The sequence below is a fragment of the Paenibacillus sp. NPDC056933 genome (assembly GCF_042674385.1).
In the GTDB taxonomy this organism is placed as follows: Bacteria; Bacillota; Bacilli; order Paenibacillales; family Paenibacillaceae; genus Paenibacillus.
In genome coordinates this window covers 136,090-149,922 of sequence record NZ_JBHUQN010000002.1, presented here as the reverse complement: position 1 = coordinate 149,922, position 13,833 = coordinate 136,090, and the positions used below count along the sequence as shown (strand labels likewise).

13 protein-coding genes are annotated in these 13,833 nt (G+C 48.2%); 11 read left to right on the top strand and 2 right to left on the bottom strand.

The genetic code is table 11. The features are described 5' to 3' along the window. The first annotated feature begins 14 nt into the window (after nucleotides 1-14). The 11 genes from pucD (at nucleotide 15) to ACFTRD_RS15580 (ending at nucleotide 12,318) form a co-directional block, all read left to right on the top strand. Nucleotides 15-2,348: a xanthine dehydrogenase subunit D gene (gene pucD, locus ACFTRD_RS15630; RefSeq protein ID WP_379381628.1), complete on the top strand. Its 2,334-nt coding sequence runs from the start codon at nucleotides 15-17 to the stop codon at nucleotides 2,346-2,348. Next, nucleotides 2,345-2,875 carry a (2Fe-2S)-binding protein gene (locus ACFTRD_RS15625; protein WP_379381626.1) on the top strand — a complete coding sequence of 177 codons (531 nt, stop codon included), beginning with the start codon at nucleotides 2,345-2,347 and terminating at the stop codon, nucleotides 2,873-2,875. Before pucD ends, ACFTRD_RS15625 begins: the two co-directional genes overlap by 4 nt. A gap of 329 nt (nucleotides 2,876-3,204) precedes the next feature. Next, a complete protein-coding gene (locus ACFTRD_RS15620; RefSeq protein ID WP_379381624.1) occupies nucleotides 3,205-3,567 on the top strand; it encodes a hypothetical protein in 363 nt (120 codons plus the stop codon). Between the two features lie 318 nt (nucleotides 3,568-3,885). Next, nucleotides 3,886-4,833, top strand: a complete 948-nt coding sequence (locus tag ACFTRD_RS15615; protein ID WP_379381622.1) for a helix-turn-helix transcriptional regulator — start codon at nucleotides 3,886-3,888, stop codon at nucleotides 4,831-4,833. A gap of 66 nt (nucleotides 4,834-4,899) precedes the next feature. After that, nucleotides 4,900-5,466, top strand: coding sequence for a DinB family protein (locus ACFTRD_RS15610; protein ID WP_379381620.1), 567 nt, complete (start codon nucleotides 4,900-4,902; stop codon nucleotides 5,464-5,466). Beyond that, complete coding sequence (locus ACFTRD_RS15605) at nucleotides 5,463-6,026, top strand: EVE domain-containing protein (RefSeq protein WP_379381618.1); 564 nt, start codon at nucleotides 5,463-5,465, stop codon at nucleotides 6,024-6,026. Before ACFTRD_RS15610 ends, ACFTRD_RS15605 begins: the two co-directional genes overlap by 4 nt. Nucleotides 6,027-6,597: 571 nt before the next feature. Further along, a complete protein-coding gene (gene glpX / locus ACFTRD_RS15600; RefSeq protein ID WP_379381616.1) occupies nucleotides 6,598-7,674 on the top strand; it encodes a class II fructose-bisphosphatase in 1,077 nt (358 codons plus the stop codon). A gap of 269 nt (nucleotides 7,675-7,943) precedes the next feature. Continuing rightward, a complete protein-coding gene (locus ACFTRD_RS15595) occupies nucleotides 7,944-8,990 on the top strand; it encodes a LacI family DNA-binding transcriptional regulator (protein ID WP_379381614.1) in 1,047 nt (348 codons plus the stop codon). 36 nt (nucleotides 8,991-9,026) lie between these two features. Further along, nucleotides 9,027-10,199, top strand: coding sequence for a Gfo/Idh/MocA family protein (locus ACFTRD_RS15590; protein ID WP_379381612.1), 1,173 nt, complete (start codon nucleotides 9,027-9,029; stop codon nucleotides 10,197-10,199). Between the two features lie 162 nt (nucleotides 10,200-10,361). Then, nucleotides 10,362-11,090 carry a ThuA domain-containing protein gene (locus tag ACFTRD_RS15585; RefSeq protein WP_379381610.1) on the top strand — a complete coding sequence of 243 codons (729 nt, stop codon included), beginning with the start codon at nucleotides 10,362-10,364 and terminating at the stop codon, nucleotides 11,088-11,090. Between the two features lie 121 nt (nucleotides 11,091-11,211). Continuing rightward, the gene (locus ACFTRD_RS15580) at nucleotides 11,212-12,318 is read left to right on the top strand and encodes a Gfo/Idh/MocA family protein (RefSeq protein WP_379381607.1); all 1,107 of its coding nucleotides are present in this window, start codon (nucleotides 11,212-11,214) and stop codon (nucleotides 12,316-12,318) included. Between the two features lie 85 nt (nucleotides 12,319-12,403). On the opposite strand, the gene ACFTRD_RS15575 is transcribed toward ACFTRD_RS15580, so the two are convergent. Further along, nucleotides 12,404-13,222, bottom strand: coding sequence for an SPL family radical SAM protein (locus ACFTRD_RS15575; protein WP_379383067.1), 819 nt, complete (start codon nucleotides 13,220-13,222; stop codon nucleotides 12,404-12,406). Further along, nucleotides 13,222-13,827 carry a bifunctional transcriptional activator/DNA repair enzyme AdaA gene (locus ACFTRD_RS15570; protein ID WP_379381605.1) on the bottom strand — a complete coding sequence of 202 codons (606 nt, stop codon included), beginning with the start codon at nucleotides 13,825-13,827 and terminating at the stop codon, nucleotides 13,222-13,224. Before ACFTRD_RS15570 ends, ACFTRD_RS15575 begins: the two co-directional genes overlap by 1 nt. Nucleotides 13,828-13,833: the final 6 nt, after the last annotated feature.

Genomic DNA, 13,833 nt, shown 5'->3' with positions numbered 1-13,833 from the left:
AGGGGAGAGAGTCCATGCTGCTGAATCGGGAACAGAGCGGAAAACGCTGGCACCTGCGGCCGGATGGGGTGGGCAAAGTGACAGGAAAGCTTCAATACCTGACGGACATGACTTTGCCTGATATGATCCATGGAAGAGTTTTGCGCAGCTCCTACCCCTATGCCCGCATAGTATCCATCGATATTACCGGAGCTGAGGCCATGGAAGGTGTATTTGCCGTACTCACCTCCAAGGATGTACCCGGATTGAACCGCTTCGGCATTGCAACTCCAGATCAGCCTGTATTTTGCGAGGATGTCGTTCGTTATGTCGGTGATGCCATTGCCGCGGTTGCTGCGGATTCCCCGGAACGTGCGGCACTTGCTCTGGAGGCAATCCGGGTAGAGTATGAGGAATGGACTCCGCTGGACAGCACAGAGGCTGCATTGGCACCCGGTGCACCAGAGCTCCATGAACATGGTCCCGGTAATGTGCTGCACCGTACCGAAATCAAGCGTGGGAATATAGATGAGGGCTTTGCTGCATGCGAGCATATCGTGAAGGAAACGTATTATACTCCTCGCCAAATGCATGCTTATATGGAGACAGAAGGCGGGTTATTTGTTCCTGAAGAAGACGGGAGACTCCATGTCTATGCGGCTACACAGCATGGTTACAAGGACAGAATGCAGCTCTCCCGAATAATCGGGTGCTCCGAAGAGGATATCAGGGTGGTCTCATCTCCGATTGGCGGTTCATTTGGCGGGAAAGATGAGCTGAATGTACAGCCTTATGGCGCACTTCTTGCTTTGAGAAGCGGACGTCCAGTGAAGATGCACAATTCACGTAAAGAATCTGTACGGGCAGGATTGAAGCGGCATCCAATGAAAATTGAAATGCAGACTGGCATCAGCCGTGAAGGGATGATTCAGGCACATCGAGTTCGCATTACCGCAGACACAGGGGCTTATGCCACGCTGGGAGCGCCTGTCCTGAATTTTTGCACAGAGCATTGCCTTGGGCCTTATTCCATCCCGCATGTAGATGTGGAAGGCATCTCGGTGTATACGAATAATGGAGTGTCGGGAGAGTTTCGCGGATTTGGCGGCAATCAGGCGATCTTTGCTATGGAGGGTCAGATGGATCGACTCGCCGAGATCGTGAAGATGGACCCATGGGAGTTTCGGAGACGCAACATGAGGGAAAAGACTGATCCTGGATCGTTGAATCAACGGATTCTGGTCACGGATGGACTGTCACAAGTATGGGAGGCAATGGACCGTTCGGAGTTATGGCAAAAACATCAGCATCTCCCGGCAGATCCTTCTCTGCCTCCCTGGATTAAACGCGGTGTCGGTGCAGCTATCGCCATGCACGGGGCAGGGCTGGGTTATGGCATTCCCGATCCGGCGGGGGGGCGCCTATCCCTGAATGCCGAAGGCAAGATTGAAGTGGCATTCAGTTACGAAGAATTCGGTCAGGGTCTCATTGCCACCCTGGAAATGATGCTCTGCGATCTGTTCCACTGCTCAACATCCGATCTGAGCATCATTATTGGGGATACGGATCGAGTGCCGCACAGCGGTTCAAGTACGGCTTCGCGTTCAACGACGATGGCCTGGATGGCTCTTCAGCGATTACAGGCACCATTCCGTTCCAAAATTTTGTCGGTAGCCTCTACCTTGTCAGGAATTCCGGCTGACGAACTGATTACTGGAATAGGGGGAGTATGGCGCAAGGGACAGCTTCCTCCAGCAGTTACAGCGAATGATACGACGATTGATTCCAGAGTTGTTGTTTCTTACGTAGATCTGGCGAAGCATGGGGAAGCGGAAGAATGGACTTTTGATACTCATTTCGAATATCCGACCACGCCGGACAATGTTGTGGGCGGGCATTATCTATATACGTATGCGGCAGTAGCCGCAGAGGTGGAGGTAAACACGCTAACCGGGGAAGCCAAATTGCTGGATACAAGGCATGTAGTGGCGGCTGGCCCTGTCATCAACCCAATGGGATTCATCGGACAGATTGAAGGCGGGAGTGTAATGGCTCTGGGTTTTACGTTGACCGAAGACGCTGTCATGCAAGACAGTCGCTATATGACAACCAATCTGGACACCTACCTGATACCGACGATTCGGGATATTCACACCAACCTGGAAGTGGAGGCGATTGAAGAGCTACCAGAGGGTGATCCGTATGGACCTCGGGGAATTGGCGAGATTGGTTCCGTAGCGCTTGCTCCGGCCATAACCGCTGCGATTCATCAGGCTACAGGGGTGTGGGTTAATCGTTTGCCCGTTCCACGAGATCAATTGATTAAATCACTGGACGTACAGCTTCAGGAAGGAGTGAATCGTTCGTGAGTGAACCTTTGAATAACCTGTGGATCGCTGTTGTGAATGGCGAGAAGAAACAATTGCAGATCGCCCAGACAACCCGCCTTGTGGATGTGCTGCGGACATATTTGAATCTGACCGGCACGAAAGTCTCCTGCGAAGTAGGCCGCTGCGGTGCATGTATGGTACTGATGGATGGAGAACCGGTCAATTCATGTCTCGTTATGGCTTATCAATGTGCTGGCAGTGAGATAACAACCATAGAAGGGTTACATGGTGAAAAGGAAGGCGGGTTGCATCCGATTCAGCAGGCTTTTGTGGAAGAGGGCGGCTTCCAATGCGGATATTGTACTCCGGGAATGGTGATTTCCACCAAGGCATTGCTGGATCGCTATCCACAGCCTAGTCAGGAACAGATTGAAACGGGATTATGCGGCAATCTGTGCCGCTGTACCGGGTATGGAGGGATTATTCGTGCAGTTCGAACCGCAGGAGAAACCTGTGCATCCTCATTCACTTTAATCACAGGAGAGAAGAAAGTGAACGACCTGTAATTGAATAACGGAATTAAAGAAGACCGGGTGCTGGAGTGCATTATCTCCGTTTCGCCCGGTCTTTGTTAACGATTAATATTTGATAATGTACCATCCGCCCCAAATTGTTACGTTCCTCCTGAAATTTGAATAAATTTTTTTGATTACAATGAATATAAACTTTGTTTAACCAACTAAAATCCGTATGATTGGTGAATACCCCCTCGAATTAAATTCAAAAATAAATGTAATATAAGGTAATTGAAGGTAATTATACTATGATATAATACTGATAATTGCAAAATAAAAATTACAACTAATTCCATATTTGATTTTGAGGAGAAAGCCTAGTGCCAAAATTTATTCCTAATAAACTCGGTTTAGTATTGTTACTTTTGGTTACATTTTGTTCAGGTTGTCAGACAAATAATGGTCAGGAAGAGTCGAGTTCATCCATTCCATTAAAGGAATTGAGAGCTCTGGCTGAGAAAGGAGAAAGCCTTTCATGGAATGATTTTAAAGCGTACCCTTATGAAGATGAAGGATCAGGACTATACATCCGAAAATACAACGTGGAAGGGGGACACCAATTGATAATTAGTGGTAAAAGCTTAGACAATAAGCCAGATCATATTTATGTAGTGAATAAAGATGGAGAAAAAATCGACCTTTTAAAAGAAAATATTAAAGATTTGAATTTTTTTATTACGTAATAATTATTATGTAAACTTATTATTTTCGATCACTTCCATAAGCTGTATCTATATTGCTTGCTAACTATTTCTTAATGTGATGGCAGTAGGGGGGACTAAGACTGTCTCTGAATTTCAGTATCATAAGAATTTTTATAGACCAACTTATGCTCTGCGGGTTGGTCTTTGTTGTTCAATGAAATATCTTACGAAAAGAGTGGACACGGGCACAGTGAGGACTTGTTAGTCAGAATGCTTTTCATTTGTCCATAGGTTACTTATAATAAATGTCCAATGAAGATGGTGTAATGGATATATACATACAAGGAGGGATGGTTCTTGAACAAATCAGATCGTATGCTGGCCATCGTACTTGAACTGCAGCGAGGTAAGGTTCAACGTGCGGAAGATTTAGCCCTCTTATTTGAAACAAGCGTCCGAACCATATACAGGGATATTCAGGCGTTATGTGAGGCGGGTGTTCCTGTCGTGGGAGAACCCGGAGTAGGCTATTCACTTATGGAAGGATACTTTTTGCCTCCGATCAGCTTTACCGCTGAAGAAGCGGTTACACTTTTGATCGGACTTGATTTTGTAGAACAGCGCTTCGATAACGATTACAAGAGTACATCTCTTACGTCCCGTTCCAAAATTGAAGCAATTCTGCCTGGCCCTCTTCGGGAAGAGGTGGGACAGATACAACAGGGTATCCGTCTCCTTCGTTCAGCGAACAGCGATGCACGTGAGCGAGAGATAGAACATATGGGTGTCATCCGAACCGCAATGCAGCATAAGCTCAAAATCCGCTTTCATTACCATAAGCCTGGCCCTGTTAATGAAACCGTGCAAAAGACCGTTCGTATGTCCTCTCCTTACGGGATGATTTGGATGCAGGGTTCATGGATGCTGATTGCCCGATGCGATTTGCGACAGGAGATTCGTCATTTCCGTATATCCCGCATGAGCGATCTGGAGATTAGCACAGATCCGTTCGATCTTCCTTCGGGTTTTAATATTCATAGCTACTCACCACCTGACAACCGTGATGTATATGTCCGTGTATGGTTTCATGGTCGAATTGCAGACAGAGTAATTGAGGCGAATAATTACTACATGGAAAAAGCAGAACTGCAAACCGATGGATTATACGCAGATTTTCGTGTAAGGCATCCTGAGGACGTGCTGCGTTGGATACTTGGCTGGGGAGCCTCGGCTCTGGTTTTGGAGCCTGAATCATTGAGAATCCGTATTCGCGATGAAGCAAGCAATCTTCTTAAACACTACTGACATAACGTTGTCAGTAGTGTTTGTTTATGATCGGTTTATAACCGATTGAAGGAGCTGTGTATTTGTATGGAAACGACAAGAACAAGAAACAACGATGAGATTCGGCATCATTTTGAAAAGTCACTGGCGCTTTATTTGCAGGAACTGGAGTCGATGAGCGATGCTCAGTTAAGCTACAAACCCAGTGAGATGGAGTGGTCGGTGGGCCAGATGTACCAGCATTTAATTCAGTCTGCGATGAAAATGCATTTAGCCAATGTTCGACTTTGTATAAACGCAGACGAGATGGCAGTCCAGAAGACAGAACAGGGCAAAACAGAAGCAGGCGAAGCTGTTTTTGCGCAAGCAAGTTTTCCGCCGATACGTATCCACGTTCCTGCTTCTCCAGAGTATACTCCACCTCAACCGGATGGAAGAGAGTCCATAATTCAAGGATTCAATGAGGTAAGGGATGAGATGCGGAGAGTGGAAGTGCTGCTGGAAGGAGCAACGCGGGAATCTACGGTGCCACATCCCAGATTCGGCGGTTTGAATGCAGAGGAATGGTTTGCATTGGTGGAGATGCATTATCGTCATCATTTTTTGCAGCTTGAGCGTCTGAAGATAGCATGGGAAGAACGTGAGCAGAGATGAATGAGCAGGCAAAACATGATTTGATGACGAACAGCAAAGAAATTCAGCAGAGTCACACGAGAGAGCTCCTGTCCCCTCAATTAGATGTCGAGGCAGAATCGGAAGAAGGAAATCGCTACTGGATCGGCGTTGTGTCCGCCTCACATGTGGAAAAAGGAGTGGAAGGAGGCTTCGCCCAGCTCTGTCACGGCAAGGCAGCATCTCTGCGCAAAATGAATGCAGGAGACTGGCTGATCTATTATTCGCCGCGAACAAGCCTGCAAGGAGGCAAGGTACTTCAAGCTTTTACTGCGATAGGACGTGTAGTAGACAATCAGGTGTACACGTACCGTATGTCGGATTCCTTTGTACCGTATCGGAGGAATATCCACTATTTTTCTTGTCAAAAGGTGAGGATCGCCGATTTGCTGGATCAACTGATCCTCACTCGGGGACAGCCACGTTGGGGATATCGTTTTAGATATGGACATTTGCAAATCCAAAGAGAGGATTTCCTGACGATAGCAGCTGCCATGTTGGGAGCTGAGATAGAAAATATAGAAGAATTGAAATTTAGATAACGTAAATTTTATTATGTAAACTTATTATTTTCGATAACCTCCATAAGCTGTATCTATATTGTTAACCATGTTTAAGAGGTGGACAGAGCTGGATTCAAGTCAATTTTCAGTTGGAATTTTAGGAGGAAATCCCCCTTTTAAGTGTCTTCAATATTGCTCCTTCGGCAGTGCAGGGCAGTTCTACGCTCCTGGTTATAAATCGTTTTCTATAAATGTGAGACTGGATGATATATTTCACTGTTGAAGTAGGTATGGTATTTTACTGCGGTTGTTATAAGCAATATACTACACTATTATGTTCCTTTTACACTCTCCAGGCAATAAAAATGGAAATATGAGAATTATAAGATGGTTAAACTGCTTCAACCCCCGATATAACTCGTTGAAATCGACCAAAAAATGAGTGCTTAAAGCAGTGTAAACTTATTCATTTGGAGATGTGGATAGGAACGGACAATATTTCCAATATAGGCCTCCTGCGCCTGTTTTAGATCAATTTCATATGGATTTGCGATGGATTTAGTACCGCTTTCAATGTATGCTTTTGGAAACTGGAAAGGAAGTGGGAAAAATGGAACGCGAACTGGCGTTGGAAATTGTCCGAGTAACAGAATTGGCTGCGTTAGCTTCAGCACCCTGGATGGGGAGGGGCGACAAGAATAGTGCAGATGAGGCGGCTACTTTGGCCATGCGCGCCATGTTCGATTCCGTGTCCATTCGCGGCACGGTAGTAATCGGTGAAGGAGAAATGGATGAAGCACCCATGTTGTATATCGGCGAGGAAGTCGGCAACGCGGAGGGACCCGAGGTTGACGTGGCTGTAGATCCATTGGAGGGTACAGAGATCGTAGCCAAGGGCCTGAACAATGCTTTATCGGTTATTGCAGTGGCGGGAAAAGGCAACCTGCTCCACGCACCGGATATGTACATGGAAAAGCTGGCTGTTGGGCCGGCTCTGGTGGGCAAGGTCAGTATCGAAGATCCGGTTGAGGTGACATTGGAGAAAGCTGCTGAAGCATTGAACAAAAACATCTCGGATCTGACCGTTATGATTCTGGACCGTGTCCGGCATGAGAGCACGATCAAAACGCTGCGCAAAGTTGGAGTGCGCATCAAGTTCCTCAGTGATGGTGATGTTGCGGGTGCAATGGCACCTGCCTTCCCGGAAGCGGGGATTGACCTGTATGTCGGATCAGGCGGAGCACCGGAGGGTGTGCTTGCTGCAGCTGCACTGTCCTGCCTGGGCGGGGAGATTCAAGGCCGCCTGATGCCCGCGAACGCAGACGAATTCCAGCGCTGTTTGCAGATGGGGATCGATAATCCCTATAAAGTATTAACGATGCAGGATATGATCGGCACGGAAGACGTCATCTTTGCAGCAACTGGCGTTACCCCGGGTGAGATCCTTGGCGGTGTGCGTTACCTCGCAGATGACCGGGCAGAGACCGATTCCATTGTCATGCGTGCCAAAACCAAAACCATTCGTTTCATCCGTTCTCAGCATTTCCTTCCGAATAAGGAAGTGCTGCATAAAGTGCGGCAGCTTCAATCAACACCCGAGCCTTCGGATCGCATTTCAAGCCAGGTCCCCATTTTGGAACAGGCTGAGTTCATTCAATCATCTGTCAGTAACAGTGTGACGACTTAAATAGGAGAGGCCTGTTGTTGGCTTGGCTGGTCCATTCTAACCTTTGTGTAGCCAACTGAATCGGCAGAGGTCATTGGACAAGTTACAAGGAAATGGCGTACGTATAAGATGGGGAATTTGTTTACACAAATCCTCATCTTTTTTTGTGTTAAAAGCATTGACAACGGTTACAGCACATGAGAAGATGTACGCGCGTACATAAATATTATTTTTTAAACAAATTGTATCTGTTTTGCATGGGTTCAGGTAACGTGAAGGAGGTGAATTCCATGGCATCCCGTAAAGAAGTGGCTGACCTTGCTGGTGTATCCGAAGCTACAGTGTCACGAGTTCTTAATGGCGTTGGTCCTCTTAAAGAGGAAACCCGTCGTAAAGTGCTCGAAGCTTCCGAGCAACTGGGGTATGTGCCCAGTGCACTGGCCCGCAGCTTTGCGAGAAGTAAAAGTGGTAACCTCGGCGTCGTGTTACCCTACGTTCCGAAGGCGCACTTATTCTCGGCGTATTTCTTCTCGGAAATGCTGAGCGGCATTGGGAGCAAAGCCAGGGACAGCGGCATGGACCTGCTGGTCATGTTCAGGACACCGGGTGAAGTGATGAATTATACGGATCTGTTTCGCCGTCAAAAAGTGGATGCTTGCATCATTCTCGGTGCGCGAGATGATCATGGGGAAATGGCTGCCTTGCAGCAGCTTCAGCAGGCAGGACATCCATTCTGTATCATGAACCAGCATTTTGCAGGAGAATCATTCATGGAAGTGGATGCCGATCATGTGGAGGGCAGCAGGCTGGCAATACGCCACCTTACCGATCAGGGCTACCGAAATATTGTTTTTCTTAATGGTCCGGACAGTTATTCTAATAGTCAGGAGCGGCTTCAGGGCGTTCGGATCGGACTGAATGAAGCCGGAATGAATGTGGATTCCAGTCTTTTGCTGGAGGGAAATTACAGCAGACGAAGCGGGGTGGAGGCGGCAGCTGCCATCGTGTCTCGGCTTGACGAGATCGATGCTGTATTTGCAGCGAATGATCGGATGGCGATCGGTGTCATGCATGGCTTACGTGAGCGCGGGATCAAGGTTCAGGACTTCCCCGCGTTCGTGGGATACGATGACTCCGATGCGGCTGAGATGGCGGTTCCGCCGCTGAGCAGCGTCAGAGTTCCCTTTTATGAAATGGGAGAACTGGCTGCATCCAAGCTCATTCAAGGATCATTGGGTGGAACCACTTCAGCGAGGGAGTCAGGTTTCACATCAGAGTCGGCAAGAGAGTTGTTGCCTACCGAGCTGGTCATCCGTGCTTCTTCGATTCGTAAATAGTGCACTAATACTTAGATTCCAAAGGAGGAAATGATCATGTCAAATCGTCTTCGTGTCGGAATGGTTGGATACAAATTTATGGGGAAAGCTCACAGCAATGCGTATCGCAGTCTGCCCATGTTTTTTCCGTCAGCTCCGCTACAGCCTGAGATGTCGGTAATCTGTGGACGTAACGAGAAGGGAGTCCAGGAAGCCGCCAGCCAGTTCGGCTGGTCTGAGAGTGTCACAGACTGGCGTGAACTGGTGCGACGTGATGATATCGATCTGATCGATATTAACGCGCCAAGTGATGCTCATAAGGAAATCGCACTGGAAGCCGCTCGTCAGGGTAAACATCTGTTCTGTGAAAAACCCTTGGCTCTTTCGCTTGCTGATTCACGTGAAATGCTTCAGGCTGCGGAAGAAGCAGGCGTCGCTCACATGGTCGGATTCAACTATCGTTTCTCTCCGGCTGTGCAGCTGGCCAAAGAATTGGTGCAAAGCGGACGTCTGGGCAAAATCTATCATTTCCGCGCGTTCTTCCTTCAAGACTGGATTATGGACCCTTCATTCCCGCTGGTATGGCGTCTGCAAAAGGAAGTGGCAGGTTCCGGCTCGCATGGTGACCTTGGCGCACACCTGATTGATCTGGCACGCTTCCTCGTGGGTGAATTCAAGGAAGTGATCGGGATGAGCGAGACGTTCATCAAAGAGCGGCCGCTTGCCTCGGAAATGACCGGACTTAGCGCCAAAGGCAGTTCAAATGCAGATGCGCCGAAGGGCGAAGTGACCGTAGATGATGCTACATTGTTCCTCGCACGGTTTGCAGATGGTGCATTGGGAAGCTTCGAGGCTACGCGCTTTGCAGCAGGTCATCGCAGTACCAATTCATTTGAGATCAACGGCAGTCTGGGCAGCGTTCGGTTTGATTTCGAACGGATGAATGAACTGGAAGTGTATTTTACGAAGGACGAGGAAGACGTGCAGGGCTTCCGCCGAGTTCTGGCAACGGATCCGGCACACAAATATGCTGAAGCCTGGTGGCCTGCGGGACACACGATTGGATTCGAGCATACGTTCACACATGAAATGCTGGAACTGGTGACCGCGATCTCTGAAGGCCGGCAGCCTGAGCCCAATTTCCATGATGGCGTTGCCTGTCAAGCGGTATTGGAAGCCGTTGAACGTTCCGTTACGGAGCGCCGCTGGGTGTCGCTGGAAGAGATGTAAGTGTCCACAATTACTAAATTGTGAAGTGAATGTCATGTGGGCACTCATTTGAAAGATATGAGCCAGATATAAGCCAGGATGTTGACCTTGAAGAGATCTTGAATTGGTGTAAGGTCCGACAGATGGACAATAACTTAACTTCCGGAAAGTGAGTGATGGGTGATGAGCAAAGCACTAATTGTATGGGGCGGCTGGGATGGACATGAACCAGAGCAGGTAGCAGCAATTTTTGAACGCATTTTGAAGGAAGAGCAATTTGAGGTTGAAGTATCGGATACACTGAATGCTTATGCGGATGCAGAGAAACTGATGGGTCTGGATCTGATCGTTCCGCTGTGGACGATGGGGCAGATTGAACAGGAACTGGTCAATAACGTATCTGCGGCTGTTCAGAGCGGCGTGGGTCTTGCGGGTCTTCATGGCGGGATGTGTGATGCGTTCCGCAACAACGTTGACTGGCAGTTCATGACGGGCGGCCAGTGGGTTGCGCACCCGGGGAACGACGGCGTGGAGTACACGGTAAACATGAAGCGTGGTTCCAGTCCGCTCCTGGATCATATTGAAGATTTCCAGGTGAAAAGTGAACAGTACTATCTGCACGTGGACCCTGCTGTGGAAGTGTTGGCAACGACACGTTTTCCAATTGTTAACGGTCCCCATGCAGCGAATGGCCCAGTGGATATGCCAGTTGTTTGGACCAAACGCTGGGGTGCAGGCCGTGTATTCTACAACTCGCTTGGACACCATGCAGATATTGTGGAGATGAAGCAAGTGACTGAGATGATGCGCAGTGGTTTCATATGGACTGCCGCAGGCAAAGCGCTCGCGCAGAGCCGCACCGATGCAGTCGCTGAGGTTTACACAGGAATGGCAGATAATCAGAGTCATTAGTTTTTATTCATACTAAATCCAAATTGAATCCGTTGAGATAAATATATACACCCACATAACCGCGTTCTAATGATTGTTCTGGAAGCGCTATATCAAGTGGGAATGCGAAGGGAGCCCAGGCATGAAAACAATGAAAGTAGGCATTATCGGCTGCGGTAAAATCAGTGGTATTTATATGGAGAATTGTCACCGGTTTGAGGTGCTTGATCTAGTTGCAGTTGCAGACCTTGACCGGAATAGAGCAGAGGAGCAGGCGGCGGCCTATAATGTTCCTAACGTATATACGGTAGATGAAATTTTGGCAGACCCCGAGATTGATTTGATTATCAATCTGACTATTCCTGCCGTTCATGCGGATGTATGCTTGCGGGCACTTGAAGCAGGCAAGCATGTCTATGTGGAGAAACCACTCGCTGTCACACGAGAAGAGGGTCAGGCTGTGCTTGAAATGGCCAAACGCAAAGGTTTACTCGTAGGCTGTGCGCCTGAGACATTCTTTGGATCAGGCATTCAGACTGCGCTCAAGCTGGTGGAGGAAGGTGTAATTGGTAAACCTGTGGCAGCTACCGCATTTATGATGGCTCGTGGGCATGAACACTGGCATCCTGATCCGGAGTTTTATTATGCCGCTGGCGGTGGGCCGATGTTCGATATGGGGCCTTATTACCTCACCGCGTTGGTGCAGCTGTTGGGACCTATCCAGGCCATTGCAGGCATGACGGGGAAAGCCATGGAAGAACGAACCATTACCAGCGAGAAAAAGAGAGGGCAGACTATCCCAGTCGAAATTCCGACGCATGTGGCGGGGTTGTTGCAGTTCGAACAGGGTGCTATTGGTACGCTGATTACGAGCTTTGATATTTTTGGCGGCAGCACGTTGCCGCCGATTGAGATATATGGCACACATGGCACTTTGCAGGTGCCTGATCCGAATACCTTTGGCGGTCCGGTTCGATACCAATTGATGGGTGAACGGGAGTGGACGGAAGTACCTCTTCTTCCAGGGTACCAGGAGAATACACGCGGCATCGGTGTCGCAGATATGGCTTATGCAGTGAACAGCGGTCGCGCTCACCGGGCGAGTGGAGAACTGGCCTACCATGTGCTCGAAGCCATGTGGGCGTTCCATGATTCGTCGGATGAACAGACTTTCTATAAAATGAAGAGCACATGTCAGCGTCCTGCTGCATTGCCGGCCGATCTGCCATTGTATACGCTGGATCAGTAATTGATAAATTTCTACTGTAAATAGACTAAGCCCTGTCTCCCGATACGAGGGAAGCAGGGCTATTTCATTTTATAGCCAAATATGATTAGGGTTCGAATCCAGCTTGGCTAATCCAGATTTCATTTTCTGCAAAATGCGCCTTCATTCGTTGGACTACCTTTTTGTAAGCCTCGGGGCTATACCAATCCTCCTGACCCACTTGCTGATAAAGCGATTCCATGCCAAGTCTCCGAGTTCGCTTGCCTTCACTGCCATCTCCCATAAAATAATCGTCAATGCATACCCGCTGGACGAGCGGTCTCAGGACGGCTGCAAATTTTTCGCTGCTGGGCAATACAGGTGCAATAGCAGCCTGTGTGGGGATACCGGCATCCCGCAGTTGTTTCAATGCTCGCAATCTGCCAGCAATTGGTGGAGCTGCTGGGCTGAATTGCTTGCGGATATCATCCAGATCCGTTTCCACGGTCATGCTGACACGCACACGGTTACCCAACTTTTGCAGCAGATCGATATCTCGGGTCACCAGTGGACTGCGGGTTTGAACCAATATAAATTCGGGTGGATATTCAACCATGACTTCAAGCAAAGATCGCGTAATCTGCTCCTTATATTCAACCGGCTGATACGGATCAGTGCTGGATGACATAAAAATTGTGACTTTCCCTTTCGTTTTTGCGCGTTTCAGCTCTTTGGCGAGCACTTGGGCTGCTTCCTGCTTCACATCAACCCAGCTGCCCCAGGGCTCTTTTCGAAATAAAGATACTGGCATTTGTCTTACATAACAGTAAGAACAGCCAAAAGCGCAGCCTGTATAGGGATTTAGCGTATGCGTATAGCCATCAAGGAACCCGGTTCCTTTGTTCAGCAACGTTTTGGGTACTTTGTATACCAGGCTGGTCTTCATCATTCATCACGCCTTTGTTCACGATAATTGGCAGGTGTGTATCCTGTATGCTTTCGAAATACAGTAATAAAATACGCTGGATTGGCTATGCCAACCTGACGGCCGATATCTGTTACAGTAAGCCCAGTGCTTTCAAGCAATTTCCGGGCTTCGGTGACTCGTTTTTCCTGAATATACTCTACCGGTGTTAGGCCGGTAATCCGTTTAAATACCCGATGCAGATGATACGGACTACCGTGACTAACATTTGCAAGAATATCAAGAGTCAGGGGCTCGGCAAAATGATGTTCAATATAGTCTGTTACAACGGAAATCCATTCCTGATCAGGGACACGCTCGCCCGTTGGTTTACATCGTTTGCATGGACGGAAATGTCGCGCCAATGCTTCTTCAGGGTTGTTAAATATAGAGACATTCTCATATTTGGGCGCTTTCGATTTGCAGGAAGGTCGGCAAAAGATGCCTGTTGTTTTGACACCGTAATAGAATTTTCCATCAAAGCTGCTGTCGTTGTGGATAATGGCATTCCACTGTTTGTCATCTATAGGAACAGAATCTGGTTGATAGGAATTGGGACTTTCCAAAAGAATCACCTCAAGTCTCATTATACC